Consider the following 18958-nt stretch of genomic DNA (forward strand, 5'->3'; position numbering starts at 1 on the left):
TGATTCGACGGTATCACGGCATAGCCAATGATCCGCAAACCTTCATGAGCGTCATTAAAACAGAACGCCGTATTTCTTCCAAAAGGTTAATAAACAACAGCAAAATGTGACATCCATGGCAACTGCTGTCAAGCCGCTTGCGTTCCTCGCACAGGCGATGGAATCGCATGTCATGGTTGAGCTGAAAGGCAACCGGGGATACAGGGGCATACTGGACGGCTACGATCCTCATATGAACATAGTGCTAAAGAACGCGGAAGAGATAGTAAACAACGAAGTTGTCCGAAAACTGGAAGTTGCCATAGTCAGAGGCGACAACGTTATATACATATCACCCTGAGGGATGATTTATGGGCAAGGGAACACCGTCACAGGGAAAGAGAAGCAGAAACAAGTCACACATAATCTGCAGAAGATGCGGAAGACATTCATACAACATAAAGGGCTTCTGCTCCTCATGCGGTTACGGAAAGAGCGCTAAGGCCAGAAACTATTCATGGGCTAAAGCCCATTAGCGAAGTGAAAAAATGAATTCCGACAAAGCCGGACACAAGTGTGGCGTTGTCGGCATGATCTCAAGCAATAATGTTGCCCCCGCTCTTTATGCGAGCCTCAGGATAATGCAGCACAGAGGGCAGAACAGTGCGGGTATCGCGGTCAGCTCATCCGAGGAAACAATCAAGGCGGTCAAGGGTCTCGGCCTTGCCCACGAGGTTTTCAATGGCGAAAATATTTCGTCGTTGACATCGCATTCCGGCATAGGGCATGTGCGCTATCCCACGACGGGAGACGACATGATCGAGAACGTGCAGCCGCTTGTCCTGAGTTCTGCGGTCGGCGATGTTGCCTTGGGGCATAATGGCGATATTGTCAACTCGAACGTACTGAGGGAGCGTCTGGAGAATGAAGGCTGGGGTTTTTTCTCGACGACGGACACCGAACTGGTCCTCCGCCTGATTGTGAACGAACTGAAGGACATGTACGAACCGGCGAGGGCCATCAGGAACGCCCTTAGGCGTGTTGAAGGAGGCTATGCTTTTACACTGATGATAGGCAGCAGGGTATTCGGCATCAGGGATCCTTTAGGCATACGGCCCCTCGCACTCGGCAGGATCCCGGGCGGCTATGCAATAGCAAGCGAAAGCGTAGTCTTTGACATGCTTGACGGCGAGCTGATACGCGATTTCTATCCCGGAGAGATAATCGAGCTGACAGACGGGGATTACCTGTCATTTCCGGCACCTTTGCAGCCCGAGAAGGCAGAGAAGGCAAATTGCATGTTCGAGTACGTCTACTTCGCGAGACCTGACAGTGTAATCGACGGCAAGTCGGTTTTCGAAGTGAGGCGCAACATAGGCCGCGTACTTGCCAGGGAGAGACCGGCCGACGCGGATGTCATCATACCCGTCCCGGATTCTGGCAGAACCCATGCGATTGGATTCTGCGAAGTGTCTGGAATTCCTCTTTCTGAGGGGTTGATGAAGAACAGATTCATTGAAAGAACTTTCATTATGCCGGAGCAGAGTGCCAGGGAGAATAGCGTCTCGCTGAAGCTGAATCCTCTCAGACCGGTAATCAGGGGAAAGAGAGTTGTGATAATAGACGATAGTATTGTCCGCGGCACAACGATGAAAAAGATTGTCCAGATGGTGAGAAAGGCGGGCGCCACTGAAGTGCATGTGAGAATCGGCTGCCCGATGATTGTTGCCCCTTGCTACTACGGTGTTGATATGAAGACAAGGGACCAGTTCATAGCCGTGGGCAAGAGCGAGGACGATATTGCAAGGGAAATAACCGCTGACAGCCTCGGCTATCTCAGTATACAGGGTCTTGTGGAGGCGCTTGGCATAAAGGGTTCCGACCTCTGCCTCGGCTGCCTCACAGCGGAATATCCAACGAAGGTCCCCGGCGAAAGGATGAGATTCCAGAGAAGTCTTGAAAGCTTTCAGAAAATACAGGCCTGAAATTTAAGGAATGGCCTGCAAAATGATTATAACACATCACAATATGCAACACCTGTACACCAGCAGACATGGGCCGGTAGATCAGTTGGAAGATCGCTACCTTGGCATGGTAGAGGCCACGGGTTCAAATCCCGCCCGGTCCATACTCACATAAGTTTAGAACTAGTTTTTAAGAGATTTTAAACGATTTCAATCTGAACTTGAACTTATATTGATATGGGTCCGTCCGGATTTGAACCGGAATCTATAGGTCCCGAACCTACAAGGATAACCAAGTTACCCCACGGACCCTGGCTGGTTGACGCAGAGAATATTCACAGATTAAGAAGTTTCCTCCAAAATCAAAGTGCGCATTAACCGGTTGTTTCTTTCCTCCAGGGGCAGGCATACCTTTCTGAAATTCGAAACCATTTAAATATAATAAATATCACTATACACTGCGCTATCGTTTGAAGCCTGGTAACACGATGAATGCACATGACAGTAAACTGAATTTGAAAACTGCCGTTTTGGGTGGCGGATGCTTCTGGTGCACCGATGCAGTTTTTTCCGAAGTGATCGGAGTTGAAAGAACTGAATGCGGCTATGCCGGCGGGAACGTGGAAAATCCTTCCTACGAACTTGTCTGTTCGGGAAACACAGGGCACGCTGAAGTTGTCAGGATAGCATATGATCCGCTGAAGATTGATTACAGAAGCATTCTCGAAATTTTCTTTGCAACGCATGACCCGACGACGGTGGACAGGCAGGGGCCCGATTACGGCTCCCAGTACAGATCAATAATACTATATCAGACCCAGGAAGAGAAACAAATTGCGGAGCACCTTATCGCTGAAATGACGGAGCAGAAGGTATTCGACGATCCCATTGTCACGGAAGTTGTTCCGCTCAATGATTTTTATCCTGCCGAGGAATACCATCAGAAATTTTTCAGCAGGAATCCCGGCAAGCCGTACTGCAGGATAGTCATAGGACCGAAGGTTTCAAAATTCAGGAAGAAGCACCAGGATCTGCTGAAAACGGCTTAACTTCGGAGATGCGGAATAATTCGTCAATAAACGATTCGAATATCGTCAATATTAAATAAGGCGACCAGCAATCGACCTCAATATGCATAGCGCGCTGAAGGAAAAGATTGCAGGAGAAATCGTTCTCTCTGCGGATCCCGGGCGCACGATGAAGAAGTGGCGAGAAGAATTCCACCTGAGCCAGCTTGAGCTGTCGAGGGAGCTGAAAATATCCGCCTCAGTGATCAGCGACTATGAATCCGGGCGAAGAAAATCGCCCGGAGCCTCCATGGTCAGGAGGTACGTTGAGGCAATGATCAGTCTGGAGCTCAGGAGCGGCGGAAGGTTTATCAAGCGCTTTGACACCGAGGCGACACCCGATTACCTTCTGAGCATGAGGGAATTTTCCAGATCCATTCACCTTGATGAGCTCATTTCAGCAATAGACGCAGAAAACCTTTCAAAGGAAGTGAGCACTGACCGATACCTTCATGGTTATACCCTGCTGGACAGTATAAAGGCCATAACCTCGCTTGGCTCCGCTGATTATCTGAAGATATTCGGATGGAGCAGCCAGAGAGCACTGATTTTTACTAGCGTGAAATTCGGCAGGTCTCCCATGATAGCGGTAAGAGCCCATCCGATGAAGCCTGCTGCTGTAGTGTATCACAGGCCTGAAAACATCGACCAGCTGGCCATACTGCTGTCTAAACTTGAAAACATACCGCTGCTCAGAAGCGACATAGAACAGAGAGACATGATAGAAATACTGGAAAAATTCGGAGATGAAAACAGTGATGTTCGGACAAAGTGAAAATGGTGCAGGCATAGTGAGTTACGGGGCATACGTGCCCAGATTCAGGATACTGCCGGAGGAGATTGCCAGGATCTGGGGAGAGAACGGAGACGCAGTGAAAAAGGGACTGATGATATACAGCAAGTCAGTCCCGTACCCCGACGAGGATGTCATAACAATTTCGGTGGAGGCGGCCAGGAATGCCCTCGCGAGATGTTCCGTAGACCCTGAAGAAATCGGGGCAGTCTATGTGGGAAGCGAATCGCATCCGTATGCAGTCAAGCCTTCAGGCACCATAGTTGCGGAGGCCATTGGCGCTTCGCATTTTATTACAGTGGCTGACTACGAGTTCGCATGCAAGGCGGGGACAGCCGCGATGCAGACAAGCATGGGACTCGTGATTTCCAGGATGGTGAAATACTCTCTGGCAATAGGTGCAGATACTTCACAGGGTGCTCCGGGAGACGCGCTCGAATATTCGGCTTCCGCCGGCGGTGCGGCATACATTATCGGAATAGACAACATTATTGCCAGCATAAACAGGACCTTCTCGTTCACTTCAGACACTCCAGACTTCTGGAGGAGAGAGGGACAGGCATATCCGAGCCACGGGGGGAGGTTTACCGGGGAGCCTGCCTATTTCAGGCATGTGAGCACCTGTGCAAAGGAACTCATGAAACTCCAGGGCACGACTGCAGACGATTACGACTACGCCGTATTCCATCAGCCAAACGGTAAATTTCCCACGAGGGTGGCGCAGATGCTAGGTTTCGAGAAAAAGCAGTTTGAGACGGGCCTGATGACGCCGTACATCGGCAACACATATTCCGCATCCATGATGATCGGACTTGCTGCGATCCTCGACATTGCAAAGCCCGGGGACCGCATATTCGGTGTTGCGTTCGGTTCGGGGGCAGGAAGCGACGGATTCGACATCACCGTCACGGACGCAATGAACGGTTTCCACAGGGAGAACGCACCGACTGTAAAGCAGCTAGTGGAAAATTCGGAAACGCTCGACTACGGCACATATGCCAAATTCAAGGGAAAAATAGTCATGAAGGAATGATGATGAGAGAAGTGGCGATTATCGGGATAGGCGACACGCGTTTCGGAGAACTCTGGGAACACTCTCTCAGGGACATAGGCATGCAGGCCGGCCTTTCAGCAGTCGGCGATGCCGGCATAACAGGCGAGCAAATAGAGGCGCTCTATATCGGCAACATGGCCGCCGGAAGCCTGATCGACCAGGAACACCTCGGGGCGCTTGTTGCGGATTATTCAGGCCTTGCCTCGCTCCACCTGCCCGCAGTGCGTATCGAGGCGGCCGGTGCATCCGGCGGAATGGCACTGAGAGAGGGATATATGGCAGTTGCCTCCGCCATGCACGATATTGTGATGGTGGCCGGAGCTGAGAAAATGACGGACGTGACAGACGAGGAAATACCGCGAATACAGATGGCAGGCGGCGATCAGCAGTGGGAAGGGCTTACGGGAGCAACAATGGCCAGTCTTCATGCCATGATAGCAAAGAGGCACATGCATGAATACGGCACCACGAGGGAGCAGATAGCCAGCGTTTCGGTGAAGAACCACAGGAACGGCTCAATGAATTCGACTGCACAGTACCAGAAGGCTATAGACATCAGCACGGTGCTGAAGGCACCGATGGTTTCTGACCCCCTTGGAGTGTTCGACTGCGCACCGATTTCAGACGGATCCGCGGCACTCATACTTGCACCGCTCGAGGCAGCAAAAAAATACGCCCAGGAGCCGGTGGTCATTGCCTCATCTTCGGCGGCAACAGATACACTCGCCCTTCACCACCGCGAAAGCATAACGAGATTCGACTCCGTCCGTGTTGCCTCAAACAATGCATACAGGAAGGCAAACGTCAGGCCAAAGGACATTAAGATTGCAGAAGTCCACGATTCTTTTACCATTTCGGAAATACTGAACATAGAGGATCTCGGATTTTTTGAAAAGGGGAAGGGCGGTGCAGCCACGCTGGAAGGAATGACAGAAATAAACGGCGTTGTCTCGGTCAACACCTCAGGCGGACTGAAATCCAGGGGAGATCCCATGGGAGCAACCGGCATCGCGCAGGCGGTAGAAGTCGTGAGACAGCTGCGGGGCCAGGCGGAAAAGAGACAGGTCAGCGATGCGGAATACGGCCTGTCGCTCAATGTGGGTGGAACAGGTGCAACATCGGTTGTTCACATATTCAGGAGGGCTTAGAAATGGCAAATCCCAGGTACTGGAGAGAAAATCCAAGCAGATATACACTCCTCGGTGTGAAGTGCGGTAACTGCAGTGGCGTCTTCTTTCCGCCCAGGGCCATCTGTCCAAGATGCAGGAGGAAGAGCCTCGGTAAGATAAAACCGTACAGGCTTTCAGGAAAAGGAAAAGTGTACTCTTATACGCTCGTGCATGAGCCGATGCCGGACTTTTCCCTCATGAGGCCGTACGTGATGGCAATGGTCGAGATGGACGAGGGAGTGAGAGTGACGGCGCAGATAGTCGACTGCAAACCGGAGGACGTCAGCATAGGAATGAAGGTAGAGGCGATATTCAGGAAACTCGGTTCTGAAGGAAACTCGGGAATAATACGGTACGGATACAAATTCAGACCGGCGGTTTAGCGACGCGCATCACACTGTCTTTCTCCGGCGATGAGAACAGGGAGCAAGTGCTCGGGCATCAGGCTCACTGAAGCTCAAATCATCACGCCGCTTCTTGAGTGCTGTAGGCATAGCGCTTTACGCATCTTCCTTGATGCAGGCGCAGCAGGGATTCAGGTTTCATAAGTTGCAGAAAGAAGCGGCCTGAACCTGCAAAACATATTTCAATTCTGCTGACTGTATCCGCGCGGTATGGAACCAAAGAATGAGGAACACGACAGAAGGGTCGAAGGATTTTTCAGCCGGAAGTCGGAGGGGTATGCGAAGAGTGCTTCTCATGCCGGCGGCTCCGACCTGCACCTGCTTGTTTCGAATCTGCCACTGAGCGGAAACAGTACTGCACTGGATATAGCAACGGGAACCGGTTTTACGGCGATTGAAATGGCAAAGCATCTGAAATCCGTTTGTGCCATTGACAGGACGGAAGAAATGCTCAGGCAGGCAATAATTCTCTCGAAGCATAAGGGTCTGGCAAACATCGATTTCTTCACAGCGGATGTTTCCCGCATTCCGTTCAAAGCAGGCATGTTCGATATCGTGACATGCAGAAGAGCGGCACATCATTTCAGCGAGAAGGGGGAGTTCCTGATGGAGGCCCGCAGGGTGCTGAAGGCGCATGGTTCACTGGGAATTGCAGATATGATCGCTCCAGCCGGTATGGAGGCGGAATACAACGGGTTTGAGAGGGCCAGAGACAGCAGCCATGGGCTTGCGGAAAATAAAAACGACTGGAAACGGATTGTCGAGGATGCCGGATTCATGATACAATTCCTTAAAGTCGAGGAGGAAAGGGTTTCCTTTGAAAAATGGCTGTTCCCTGTGACAGAATCCGAAGAAGGCGGCAAAAAAGCAAGGCGCTTCCTTGACGGCAGCCCCTTCGACTTCAAGAAATCCATTTCATACGATGCTGCGGAAGACAGCTTCCTTAAGAGGAGAATAGTGATCGTGGCAACTGCGGATGGAGGAGACTGACCGACTGTCGTCATGAGACTGAAACGGTTAGGCGCGTGCCGTAGCCCCCGCCCGCATGGTGTTAATATTTCTATAACAAACGGCATTCAGGCGTGGAATCCGTATGACAGGCGAACTCAGGATCAGCGGCAACGCCCTGACTGTTGAATCACTGGTTGAGGTTGCAAGACATAACAGGAAAATTTTGCTCGACAGAAATTCACTCGAAAAGGTGAAAAGATCGAGGAAACTGCTTGAGAAAATGCTGAGGCGTGGGGAAACAGTATACGGTGTCAATACAGGTTTCGGCGAGCTCTGCAACACAAGAATAGACAGCAGAGAGGCTGCGGAACTGCAGAGGAATCTTGTCCTGAGCACATGTGCAGGAACCGGTGATCCTGTTTCCGCCGAGGAAACAAGAGCACTGATGCTGCTGAGGCTGAATACGCTCATGCGCGGCTATTCAGGCGTCAGGACTGAGGTTGTGGCGCTGCTCAGGGACATGCTGAACCGCGGCGTACATCCTGTCATACCGTCACGCGGTTCGGTAGGTGCAAGCGGCGATCTTGCTCCGCTCGCACACATGGCGTCTGTAATGATCGGCGAGGGGGAAGCGGAGTTCGAAGGAAAGATTATGAAAGGGAGCGAAGCACTCCGCGCTGCAAAACTAGAAACGATCGAGCTCAGGGAGAAGGAGGGGCTCGCACTCATCAACGGGACACAGTTCATGACTGCTCTCGGCGCAATAGCCGTGTACGATACAAGAAGACTGCTGGAGCAGAGCCTGGCAGTCTTTTCGATGAGTCTCGAGGCGCTCAGGGGAAGAATTGATCAATTTTCGATGAAGGCAATGGGGGTGAGACCGCACAGCGGCATGAAGTACGTCGCCGCCAGGCTTAACGACATTGCCAGGGGAAGCAGGCTGATAGGGAACGGCGAAAGGACACAGGATCCGTACACACTCAGGTGCGCACCGCAGGTCCTCGGTCCGCTGCACGAGATGCTGAACTACTGCAGCCAGGTGCTCACAGTTGAAATGAATTCGACCACCGACAACCCGCTCGTCCTCACCGAAGACGAAAAGGTTATTTCGGCCGGCAACTTCCACGGACAGCCTGTTGCAACTGTGCTGGACAGTCTCTGTATACCGCTTCAGGCGATGGTTTCCTTTTCCGAGAGACGCGTTGCAAGACTGACGGATTCCAAACTCAGCGGACTCACGCCGTTCCTTGCAGACAGGCCCGGCCTCGAATCAGGCTACATGGTGCTGCAGTACACTGCGGCGGCGCTTGTTTCCGAAAACAAGGTCCTCAGCCATCCGTCATCCTCCGATTCCATTCCGACATCTGCAAACCAGGAGGATTTCGTCAGCATGGGAGCCTACTCCGCAATAAAACTGAGACAGATGGTCAGAAATGCTTTTGCGGTCATTGGAATAGAGGCAATCTGCGCCGCAAGGGCACTCGAAATCGCCGGCGGTCCGTCAGCACCGGAGATCGCCAGGATTCATGTGTCCGTAAGAAAGAGGATCAAGGGATACAGCGGAGACAGAATTCATTCAGGGGATATCGAAACTATTGCCGGCATGCTGAGGGATGGTGCGCTTCTGCTGCCGGAATAAGAGGAATGAAAGGGAAGAGAGGACGTGCCTATTTCCGCAACATTCATTTCTTAACCGAACCGCTCGAATCTGTGAGCCCGTAGTCAGAAATTCTGAATCTCAAGCCCCAGCTTATCCAGTGTTGCTGCATCTATTGAAAAAATAATATTCCAGTTGGGCATGTCGACGACTTCGCCCACACTCAGATTCCCGGCGAGCGAACAGAGGACATAAGCCTCTGACCTGTCGAGTCCGGCTTCGCTCATCAGGTCAATCATCTGTGAAACGGCTGATTTGGCCGCTTTGTAAGGATCACTGGAAATGCCGGAAGTCGAAATGAAAGCGGATTCTTCCCGGTATTCCCTTGAAATGACAAGAGGGGCGGTCAGGGAATGTGTGGCCTCCTTTGCTGGAATAACAGAAATTCTCAGGCTGAGTCTGGACTCTGTTTCGATGGCGGTGCCGCAGACTTCACCGTCTCCCTGAAGCGCATGGGTATCTGCAGTGGCAAAGAGAGCTCCGTCGACATTGACCGGGAAAAGGACGACGCTCCCGCGCCGGAGGCGCCTGTTGTCCATATTTCCGCCGAAATACTGAGGGGGAATCAGAGGATAATCGGATTTGGCGGACGGCGCCACGCCCATTACCCCCATGAATGGCCTGGTCCTGAGCGACAGCCCTTTCAGAAACTCATTTCTGTAGGGCCTGGCATAGCCGTCCTCTATAGACCAGTAATAGACTTTCCTCTCGGGAAAAATTTCGGGGAGGAGACCGAAATCCGGGGAATGCATGCTCCATCCCCAGTTTCCGCATTTGATGTCCAGTATTTCGACACGGAGTATGTCCTTCTTCTTTGCACCACGCACATACACCGGACCAACGGCGGCGTCAGTGAGCGAGCCATCTTTCATTGAAACAGCCGAGGCGGGGGAACCGAGTTTCACCTGGTTCGTTGACGAATCAGGAACGTTGAATGTCACTCTGTCCCCGGAGGAAATTTCCAGGACAGGTTTGTTTTTTGAGGACCATGCCAGAATAAGGTTTTCGATTTTGTGGCCGTCGACAAATGCGTTGCCCATAATACTTGATTTTTAATCACCCTTATAGTATTGTTGCCTACCTCCGAAGCATGGTCCTGTTTGCAGAATGCAGCTGACGGTTGATTTGAATTTGAATTTGAAAATAATATAATTGAAAATTGCGATGAGTGAAATGGAGCGAAAAACTATTTTAACGATTGAGTGGTGGCGAAAGACAGCACTGAAGGTGAAAGCATCGGCATAATGGAATCGCTGAAGATCCGCATACTCTCAGGCTATGTCAGAAAATGGTTTTTCATCGGTATTTTCATAGGGACGGTCGCTGGAATAGGATCGCTGGTGCTGTATTATGCCATATCACTTGCGACAAACGTTTTTCTCACAGGCATTACCGGATTTGTCCCTCCCTCACCGATAAGCGAAGGAGGGAGCGCCGTGTATCACTTCGGCAGCTACAGGTACTATCTTATACCCGTATCGACCGGACTCGGAGGTCTCATTGCGGGACTGATAGTCTATGGATTCGCACCGGAGGCCGAAGGACACGGTACCGATGCTGCGATAGAGGCGTTTCATTTCAGAAAGGGGATCATCAGGAGAAGGGTTCCGTTCGTGAAACTGGTGGCCTCAGCCGTGACCATAGGCTCCGGCGGCAGTGCAGGGAGGGAAGGACCTGTAGCGCAGATCGCTGCAGGATTCGGTTCATTCATTGCCGACATAATGAAGCTGAGCGAACGGGACAGAAGAATTGCTGTTGCGGCAGGAATAGGTGCGGGAATAGGAAGCATATTCATGGCCCCTCTCGGAGGAGCACTGCTGAGCACCGAAGTTCTCTACAGGAGGGACTTTGAAGTCGAAGCGCTCATACCCTCGATCATAGCATCCGTGACGGGATATGCGATTTTCGGCTACTTCTTCAACTATCAGCCGCTGTTTTCCCTGCCTTCATCTTCGATACTCCTGTTCCTGCATCCCCAGTCGCTGCTTCTCTATGCCCTCATCGGAGCCATAACCGGTGTTGTCGGTATAATCTACGTCGCCACCTTTTACGGTGTGAGGAATTTCTTTTCCAAAAGGGTAAAACTGCCGAAATACTTCAGACCCGCAGTCGGCGGTGTCCTGGTCGGGCTGATTGCAATTGCTTTTCCCGAGGTCCTCGGCCTGGGTTACGGATGGGTTCAGCTCATACTGCTGAACAATCTCGCCCTGCTGCCCCTCTGGATACTCATTGCACTCATCTTTGCAAAGATATTCGCTACATCCCTCAGCATTGGCTCCGGCGGCTCCGGGGGCGTTTTTGCACCGGGAATTGTGATAGGAACGCTGGTTGGCGCCGTAATCGCTGTTGTCTTCCACGATTATTTCGGCTCACTTTTCCCGTACCTCAACATAACGGAAATCGCGATTGTGGGAATGATTGCCTTCTTCGGAGGCGTGTCAAAGGCTCCCATCTCGATAATCATCATGGGGACAGAGATGACAGGCGGATATGCACTCTTCCTGCCGCTGATGCTGGCGACCACAATAGCCTACTTTGTATCCGGCAGCAAATATTCAATCTACCGTGCACAGGTGATGGACAGGATGCATTCGCCCGCACATTCGGAAGAATATGAGAAGCCAATAATGGATTATATCGGTGTAAAGGAAGCAATGAATCCTAATATTGTGACGGTGGACGCCGATATGAACATCGGGGACGCATACAGGCTTGCGGTGGAGCTGAAAGCATCCGGTGTGGTAGTGACACGAAACAATCAGGCTGAAGGCTACATCACTTTCATTGAGTTAAACGAAGGTTTCAACAGCGGCCGGCCGAAAGTTTCAGACATAGTGAAGATCAGGGCAGGCACGATAAACTCTGACCTTACAGCACACGACGCATTCAATGAGCTTACGGGCAAAAAGATGGAGATCCTTGCGGTCTTTGACCAGAAGAGGAATGAAATCATCGGGGCTGTCGGTCTTCAGGATATTGCAAGAAAATACAATGAGAAGATCAAGGAGATTGCTGAAGCCTCCAACAGGGAAGAGGAATTCTGAGGGAGAACAAAAGACTGAAGACCGCCCGCTGCATCTATCTCTCCAGCATAAATTTCTCCACTGCTGAAACAAACTCCGCCGGCTGCTGCCAGTGCGGCACATGCCCCGAATCGGAGAATTCCAGATAGATGCTGTTCCTGATCGCATCATGAAGAGCTCTTCCCACTGCAGACGGTATAATGCTGTCGCCGGCACCCCACACTATAAGCGTCCTTACTCCGCTCCTGACAACACAGCTGACAAGAGGATCTGAGCGCATCCCGTCGGAATCGAGGTCGAATCCGATACCTGCCGTATCCTCAAGAACCAGCGCTGTGACCCTCCGCGGGAACGAGCAGAGAAAGTGCAGTGCAATCCATCCTCCCATCGAGTTACCGAGAAGTGCCGCCTTCCCGATTCCGAGATGACGGAGCAGTTCGTCGGCCGCCGACGCATATCCACGTACCGGCATGTCCATGAATTCACCGAAGTGCGGAGGCAGCGACGGGGCAACCACCCTGAACTTCCTTTTCAGCCGGGGAACAACCTTCTTCCAGGTTCCGGAATGTGAATTCCAGCCATGGAGAAGAAGGAGTACGCTGTCCGATTCGCCTTCGTCAAGGTAGCCGACTCTGCCGAAATCCCTTGATTCGAAGTAACTGTTGTCCGCCGAAAGACCGCTTTCAGATGACACATCCGATAATATGCATACCAGGCGCTTATCTCTTACGGATTGCCGCCTGGTTTCCGCTTCCCCCTGAGGATGTCAGCAAGCATCTCATTGCAGAACAGGAGTGCGTCTGCAGCACAACTCTGCCGGACGGCATCCCGCCCGCCGGAGTAAACGCTCCTCCTGATGCTGGTTTTCCCGTCCACGAATACAGCTATGTAGCAGAGACCGACAGGATTCCCTGTGCCATCGCCTCCCGGGCCGGCGAGGCCGGTTGTTGCAACAGCCATGTCCGTCTTCATGATCTTCGACACGCCGGAAGCCATTTCTTCCGCGACTTCACCGCTAACCGGCCCAAATGCCGCGATTGTCTTTCCTGGCACTCCGAGAATTTCCTGTTTAGCGCTGCTGCTGTATGCGACTACCGCTCCCCTGAAAAAAGAGGAGACGCCCGGCCTTGAGGTCAGTGCGGCGCTCACCATTCCGCCGGTTACGGATTCTGCAAGCGAAATTGTCTTACGGCCCGATGCAAGGTGCGACGACAGCTGTTCAACCAGATTTTTCATTCGACTCTGAAAGTCTGAATAATTCCCTGACACGTTCCACCCCATGAAAAGATTCTATAACATCCGCAGCGCTTGCCGGCACGAGCTCTTTCCACCTGCCGCCGTTAATCATCATTTCCCTGATGTGCGTACCGGAATACAGGTTTCTACTGAAGATTTTTGTCTGTCTTACTTCGTATCCTGCCTCGCTGAACAGCCTTTCGGTAAGCGGATTGTTTGTGAATATAGTGCTGAATTCGGGCACAAGCGACTTTACATGTGAGACCCAGAGCGAATATCTGTTTATGTCAATGATGGGTATTATATGCGTGCGCTGCTGGAGTTTCTTCTCCGTCAGGGATCTGAATATCATCTGGTAACGCTCGCCTGCAGTGAACGGATTGTCCCTCATATGCGAATACTGCGCACTCCCGATTCCGACAATTACTTCATCACAGCTCTGCAGTATCTCCTCAATAGCCTTAAGGTGACCGAGATGGAATGGCTGATATCTTCCTATCACTAGACCGTTCATTGATGCACTTGTCTACCGCGGAAGAGGTCTTCCTCCTTTAATCTTTGCGGGCTGCACAGGAACCGATTCCACGGGCTGCTCGCCTTCCGTAGCGTCGGGAACAAATATGGCGCTGATTTTCGATATAAGCTTGTCCTTTTCAGGTCCCGCTACAAGCGCCTCCTTCAGCACGTCCAGCAGCGTTCTGACAGTAAATATCCTGATCTTTCCCTCATATCTGGGTTCGAGAAGGACATCTCCCAGGTTGTCAGCAGGTATTATTACCTCCGCCAGGCCCGTTTCGGCGGCCGCTTCTGCCTTGGCCGTAACGCCGCCTACGGGCAGGACGTGGCCCCTCACGCTCAGGCTCCCCGTCATCGCAATGGACTGGTTGACAGGAACCTTCTCAAATGCAGATATGACAGCAGTTGCGATTGAAACCGATGCGCTGTCACCTTCCACCCCCTCATAAGTGCCGATGAACTGTATATGTATGTCATGATTGCTTATGTCCTCGCCAGAATACTTCTTGATTATGGCGGAGACGTTGTCCACCGCCTCCTTCGCTATATCTCCCAGCTTGCCTGTGGCAATAACCCTCCCTCCAGATCTGGTATGGGCGGGTGTCACTTCCGCAACAATCGGCAGGACAATCCCTGAAAACTCGGACATACCCGAATCGGCTCCAAGTGCAGCAAGGCCGTTGACGGTGCCGATGAGGCCGCCAGTCGTAATGATTGTGTTGTATTCCTTTCTGCGCTGAATATACCTGTCTGCAACCTGCTGCTCAAGCGATCTGGCAATCTTCTTTGCTTTCAGGACATGCTCCCTGTGGACGAGGTCCGAACCCTCCTCCCTTGCGATGTCACCCGAAACTCTGACAAGGCCACCGAGTTCCCTCAGCCTCAAAGTAAGGCGGCCCTTTCTTCCTGCGCGCCGCTGCCCCTCCTTTATTATTTCCGCAACCGCGAATTTGTCGAAATGGGGTATCTTCTTGTCCTTGACGACCTCCTGTGCAACAAACCGGATGAGCTTCTGCCTGTTCAGCGCGCTGTCAGGCATGGTTGTGTTCATGTAAACTTCGTATCCGTATCCCCTTATTCTCGAACGGAGCGCCGGGTGCATGCCCTGCAGCGCATCGAGATTTCCGGCGGCAACGAGTATAAAATCACATGGAACAGGCTCGCTTTTCACCATCGCTCCGGAACTTCTTTCGCTCTGACCGAGTATCGAGAATTTTCCCTCCTGCATTGCTGTCAGGAGACTCTGCTGCGACTCAATCCTCAGCAGGTTGATTTCATCTATGAAAAGAACGCCTTTGCTTGCCTTGTGTATGGCGCCCACTTCCAGCCGTTCATGAGCAGGTGTTTCCAGCCCGCCGCTCTGGAAGGGATCGTGCTTGACGTCGCCGAGCAGCGCACCCGCATGCGCACCCGTCGCATCAACAAACGGAGGCATTTCGTCCGGAGTATGCGATATGAGCAGCTTCGGAACCATGATGCTCTCCTGCCTCTGCCCTGTGTACCGCATGAAAAACCAGATGAATATGGCGGCTATTATGCCGAACAGCAGAATAGACGGATCGGACGGCTTGCTGTATATGAAGATTGCTATTGAGGCTATTATTATCATCAGGACGAGCATCCAGTAAACAGATGCCTTCTGCTGGCGCCTCTGCATCATTTCGGCGCGCTGAGCATTGACTATCTCCTTGCCCTTTCCGGCAGGCACAATGCGTATTTTCGGCTCGTTGGGATCTTCCGGGTTATGGTATGCTATTACGTCCTGCAGTTCCCCTTTAGGAAGAAACTCCACCATGGAGCTTGCAAGCATTGATTTGCCTGTACCAGGCTCGCCGATCAGCATTACGTGCCTTTTCTGCTCAGCAGCTTTCCTGACGACCCTGACAGCTTCGTCCTGCCCAATGACCTGATCGGACTGCCGCGGAGGAATGCTTATCTCACCGGTATGAGAAAAATTCTGTGTGACAATCCAGGTGTCAGCATCCTGAATTGCGCTCTCATCCTTCTCCTGCACCTCGCCTTCAGCCAATTAGATTCAGCTCTTATTGATTTGTAGTCTTCCTTGCTAAATAAGGTTTTTGACACGGTTCGCGCGATCCGGCCGTATCGGCGACCGTCACACACACGCCGGAACGCTGCGTACTTTTAACAGCGTACCCTTAATTATCAAGGAACCATGCTAATCAGGTTCAGCACCGGCGGCGGAGCAGTACGCGTTGCCCAAATTGCAATGGATTTAATGGCTGCAGCCGATACCGGAAGACTGTGGAGCAGAAAAGAATGAGGCCGGAAGAACTGGGCATCAGCAGTGAAATTGCTCGGATACTCGCGGAGACAGGCATAACGAATCTTTATCCGACACAGGAAGTGGCCCTGCCTCACGTGCTTAACGGCAGGAATGTTGTGGCGGCTGTCCCCACTGCTAGCGGTAAGTCGCTTATCGGTTATATTGCGCTCCTGAGGGCGGCTCTGTCAGGCCAGAAAGGCATGTATATCGTGCCTCTCAAGGCGCTGGCAAATGAAAAGTATGAGGATCTCAGCAAATTCGGCAGAATGGGCGCAAGCGTAGCGGTCAGCACGGGCGACCTTGACTCGAAAGGAGAACGTCTTGGGAACAACAGCATCATAGTGGCGACGAGCGAAAAGGCGGATTCGCTGTTGAGACACAGCGCTCCCTGGATAAGAGAGCTGTCCGTCCTGGTCGTCGATGAAATTCACATGATAAACGACGCTGACAGGGGCCCAACGCTTGAAATGGTCATCGCAAGGCTCAGAAAACTTGTTCCCAACATACAGATCATAGGACTGAGTGCCACGATAAAGAATTCGACAGAAATAGCTGACTGGCTTGAGGCGGAACACGTCCACAGCGATTGGAGGCCGGTGGACCTCAAAATAGGTACATACTGTGAAGGCGAGCTGTTCTTCACGAACAACGAACGCAGGATGATAGACAACAACCCCGATGACCTGTGGCCTCTTATTGAGGATGCCGTAAAAGACAGCGGTCAGGTTCTAGTCTTCGTTAACACGAGGAAGAGCACGGAGACCGTTGCTTCGCGATACGGGTCGCGAATGAGGAAACTGATGGAGCAGGTGAACGATGAAATTGAACTCATGGAAGACGATGACGGGGACGAGTCCAATACACATCTGTCGAAGATTCTCATTGATTCCATCAGGAACGGCATAGCGTTCCATCATGCCGGTCTAACAGGAAGACAGAGGACACTTGTAGAACGTCTCTTCAAGCAGGGAAAGATCAAGTGCCTCGTGGCCACGCCGACCCTCGCGGCAGGGATAAACCTGCCCGCAAGGACCGTAATAATAAGGGACATTTACAGGTACGATGCACACACAGGCAACACGCTGATTCCCGTGGCGGAAATTAAACAGATGCTCGGAAGGGCCGGAAGACCGTCGTATGACGACTACGGCGAAGCTGTGATCATAGCAAAGAGCGCAGAACAGGCATCCCTCATACTTGATGAATATCTTCTCGGTGAATCAGAAAGCGTCAATTCACAGATTGGAAATGAGAGGTCGCTCAGAACACATGTCCTGAGCGCTTTCGCCACCAGGGTGGCAGGTTCAATCGACGAACTCAGGGAGTTCTTTTCATTCAGTTTCTTTTCGTTTAAGAATGATCTGAGCAGCCTGGACGAATCGCTGAACTCAATAATATCCTATCTTTGGGAAAACGGCATGATTGCGGTGGAGGGCGAGAGGATCAGGGCAACCACCTTTGGAAAAAGGGTCTCGGATCTCTATATCGATCCACTTTCGGCGGTAATAATGAGGGATGCCATACTGCGGTTCAAACCGGGGAAGGAACTCGGTTTTCTGCATTCCATCTGTTCGACGCCGGACATCATACCCCTCTACTGCAGGAATTCCGAAGTGGATGATCTGAACGATATCGCCGAAAACAGAAAGGGCGAACTGCTGCAGCAGATAGAAGAGGCGGAAGATACCGGATTATACCTGTCGCAGCTCAAGACTGCGCTTCTGCTGAAGGACTGGATGAGCGAGGAAACTGAAGATCAGATACTTGGAAGGTACGGGATTTATCCCGGCGACTTGAGGAACAAGGCGGAAACAGCTTCCTGGCTTGTTTCCAGCGCAGCCGAGCTTTCGTCCGTAATGGCTTCGGGCAGCGCGCAGCAGCTGGAGCTCCTTGCCCTGAGGATGGAGAAGGGTCTGAGCGAACGCCTTCTTGATCTGGCGACAATCAGAATGGTGGGAAGAAACAGGGCGCTCACGCTGTACAGGCACAATTTCAGGAGCAGGAAGGATGTGGCTGCGGCGGACGAGGAAGCGGTCGCAGCTTTGCCGGGTTTCGGAAGAAATATTGCAAGGAAGATAATTGAGAACGCAAGGAGATCCAGAAAGGTGCTGAAAATACCGCAAAAAGAGGAGATCCCGCAGGACTGGTTTTTCAATGAATGAGGCTGCGGCTGCAATGGATGCAACGTTCATAGGATGCCTGCGGGGCAGGGAGACGGATCCCCGGACAATAATTGAAGAGTTCAGGAGGAATGGCTTCATGGCGCAGCCCGTCAACGCAGACAAGGTCTTCGGTGTCGACCATCTCATGAGCGCATATCTGCATGCTTCAAGGCGTTTTTCGAGGGGCAGGGGCTTGTCCGATGATTTCGGAACAGAATTCCTTTCCTGCGTTGCATGTGAAAGACAGATTTCGAAATCAATTCGGCGGATGAAAGTGGCGGACGGTGAGAGGATAGCAATCATGATTACGCCTGCCGTGGATGATGAAAGACTCGTAAGAATACTTGAGAAGCTGCATCTTTTCAGGGATGACACACTTATGGATGTGAACGACATTAAAAAGAAAAATGCGCAGGAATTCGGTATAAGCGAGGCCGATGGCGCTCAGCTGACGGATGCCATACTCGAGAAAATAGCCTTGCTTGACCTTTCGAACTGAATATGCCTGTCAACCGGTGTTTCATCTTCAGAGGCCGGGCAGGCACACTAGCCGATCATTGGACAGGAAGTAATGCGGCAGCGGGGTGGCATGGAGCGCACATTAAGCGCATGATCACAAGTATCATCGATATCATGGGTCACCCATCCCACTGGACTCATCCCCCGGATCCACGAACTCTGCAGACTGAACTGGCG

At 51.9% G+C, this 18958-nt stretch carries 18 protein-coding genes and 2 tRNA genes; 14 read left to right on the top strand and 6 right to left on the bottom strand.

Annotation, left to right across the window (positions count from 1 at the left end):
- The first annotated feature begins 115 nt into the window (after positions 1-115).
- The 4 genes from KIS29_02475 (at position 116) to KIS29_02490 (ending at position 2107) form a co-directional block, all read left to right on the top strand.
- Positions 116-340 carry a small nuclear ribonucleoprotein gene (locus KIS29_02475; protein ID MBX8639189.1) on the top strand — a complete coding sequence of 75 codons (225 nt, stop codon included), beginning with the start codon at positions 116-118 and terminating at the stop codon, positions 338-340.
- A gap of 10 nt (positions 341-350) precedes the next feature.
- On the top strand, positions 351-515 hold the full coding sequence (locus tag KIS29_02480; GenBank protein ID MBX8639190.1) for a 50S ribosomal protein L37e: 165 nt from the start codon (positions 351-353) through the stop codon (positions 513-515).
- A 12-nt stretch (positions 516-527) separates the two neighbouring features.
- A complete protein-coding gene (gene purF / locus KIS29_02485) occupies positions 528-1964 on the top strand; it encodes an amidophosphoribosyltransferase (GenBank protein ID MBX8639191.1) in 1437 nt (478 codons plus the stop codon).
- Positions 1965-2034: 70 nt separating this feature from the next.
- Positions 2035-2107 (top strand) — tRNA-Ala (locus tag KIS29_02490).
- Positions 2108-2181: 74 nt separating this feature from the next.
- Here KIS29_02490 and KIS29_02495 read toward each other — a convergent pair.
- Positions 2182-2255 (bottom strand) — tRNA-Pro (locus tag KIS29_02495).
- A 176-nt stretch (positions 2256-2431) separates the two neighbouring features.
- Between KIS29_02495 and msrA the strand changes: the two genes are divergently transcribed.
- From msrA to hutH, 7 genes are all read left to right on the top strand, one after another.
- Positions 2432-2992: a peptide-methionine (S)-S-oxide reductase MsrA gene (gene msrA / locus KIS29_02500; protein MBX8639192.1), complete on the top strand. Its 561-nt coding sequence runs from the start codon at positions 2432-2434 to the stop codon at positions 2990-2992.
- An 82-nt stretch (positions 2993-3074) separates the two neighbouring features.
- Positions 3075-3785, top strand: coding sequence for a helix-turn-helix domain-containing protein (locus tag KIS29_02505; GenBank protein MBX8639193.1), 711 nt, complete (start codon positions 3075-3077; stop codon positions 3783-3785).
- Positions 3769-4836, top strand: coding sequence for a hydroxymethylglutaryl-CoA synthase (locus tag KIS29_02510; protein MBX8639194.1), 1068 nt, complete (start codon positions 3769-3771; stop codon positions 4834-4836). Before KIS29_02505 ends, KIS29_02510 begins: the two co-directional genes overlap by 17 nt.
- A 2-nt stretch (positions 4837-4838) precedes the next feature.
- On the top strand, positions 4839-6005 hold the full coding sequence (locus KIS29_02515) for a thiolase domain-containing protein (GenBank protein MBX8639195.1): 1167 nt from the start codon (positions 4839-4841) through the stop codon (positions 6003-6005).
- A 2-nt stretch (positions 6006-6007) separates the two neighbouring features.
- Positions 6008-6409 carry a Zn-ribbon domain-containing OB-fold protein gene (locus tag KIS29_02520; GenBank protein ID MBX8639196.1) on the top strand — a complete coding sequence of 134 codons (402 nt, stop codon included), beginning with the start codon at positions 6008-6010 and terminating at the stop codon, positions 6407-6409.
- Positions 6410-6640: 231 nt separating this feature from the next.
- Positions 6641-7420: a methyltransferase domain-containing protein gene (locus tag KIS29_02525; protein MBX8639197.1), complete on the top strand. Its 780-nt coding sequence runs from the start codon at positions 6641-6643 to the stop codon at positions 7418-7420.
- Between the two features lie 103 nt (positions 7421-7523).
- Entirely contained in the window at positions 7524-9020 is a 1497-nt protein-coding gene (gene hutH / locus KIS29_02530) for a histidine ammonia-lyase (protein MBX8639198.1), read from the top strand.
- A gap of 83 nt (positions 9021-9103) precedes the next feature.
- Here the strand turns inward: hutH and KIS29_02535 are convergent, their stop codons facing one another.
- Positions 9104-10078 (bottom strand): acetamidase/formamidase family protein, encoded by a 975-nt coding sequence (locus tag KIS29_02535; protein ID MBX8639199.1) that lies wholly within the window; start codon positions 10076-10078, stop codon positions 9104-9106.
- A gap of 165 nt (positions 10079-10243) precedes the next feature.
- Between KIS29_02535 and KIS29_02540 the strand changes: the two genes are divergently transcribed.
- On the top strand, positions 10244-12082 hold the full coding sequence (locus tag KIS29_02540) for a chloride channel protein (protein MBX8639200.1): 1839 nt from the start codon (positions 10244-10246) through the stop codon (positions 12080-12082).
- 34 nt (positions 12083-12116) lie between these two features.
- On the opposite strand, the gene KIS29_02545 is transcribed toward KIS29_02540, so the two are convergent.
- Genes KIS29_02545 through lonB form a run of 4 tightly spaced genes read right to left on the bottom strand, consistent with a single transcriptional unit; the run spans position 12117 to position 15803 of the window.
- Positions 12117-12755: an alpha/beta hydrolase gene (locus KIS29_02545; protein ID MBX8639201.1), complete on the bottom strand. Its 639-nt coding sequence runs from the start codon at positions 12753-12755 to the stop codon at positions 12117-12119.
- 32 nt (positions 12756-12787) lie between these two features.
- Positions 12788-13297 carry a CinA family protein gene (locus KIS29_02550; GenBank protein ID MBX8639202.1) on the bottom strand — a complete coding sequence of 170 codons (510 nt, stop codon included), beginning with the start codon at positions 13295-13297 and terminating at the stop codon, positions 12788-12790.
- Complete coding sequence (locus KIS29_02555; protein ID MBX8639203.1) at positions 13281-13811, bottom strand: nicotinamide-nucleotide adenylyltransferase; 531 nt, start codon at positions 13809-13811, stop codon at positions 13281-13283. The genes KIS29_02550 and KIS29_02555 overlap by 17 nt, the downstream gene beginning before the upstream one ends.
- Before the next feature lie 12 nt (positions 13812-13823).
- The gene (gene lonB, locus KIS29_02560) at positions 13824-15803 is read right to left on the bottom strand and encodes an ATP-dependent protease LonB (protein ID MBX8639204.1); all 1980 of its coding nucleotides are present in this window, start codon (positions 15801-15803) and stop codon (positions 13824-13826) included.
- Positions 15804-16078: 275 nt separating this feature from the next.
- Here lonB and KIS29_02565 point away from each other — a divergent pair, with 275 nt between their 5' ends.
- The gene (locus tag KIS29_02565; GenBank protein MBX8639205.1) at positions 16079-18262 is read left to right on the top strand and encodes a DEAD/DEAH box helicase; all 2184 of its coding nucleotides are present in this window, start codon (positions 16079-16081) and stop codon (positions 18260-18262) included.
- On the top strand, positions 18255-18761 hold the full coding sequence (locus KIS29_02570; GenBank protein MBX8639206.1) for a hypothetical protein: 507 nt from the start codon (positions 18255-18257) through the stop codon (positions 18759-18761). The genes KIS29_02565 and KIS29_02570 overlap by 8 nt, the downstream gene beginning before the upstream one ends.
- Positions 18762-18958: the final 197 nt, after the last annotated feature.

Source organism: Candidatus Sysuiplasma jiujiangense (genome assembly GCA_019721075.1).
Classification (GTDB): domain Archaea; phylum Thermoplasmatota; class Thermoplasmata; order Sysuiplasmatales; family Sysuiplasmataceae; genus Sysuiplasma; species Sysuiplasma jiujiangense.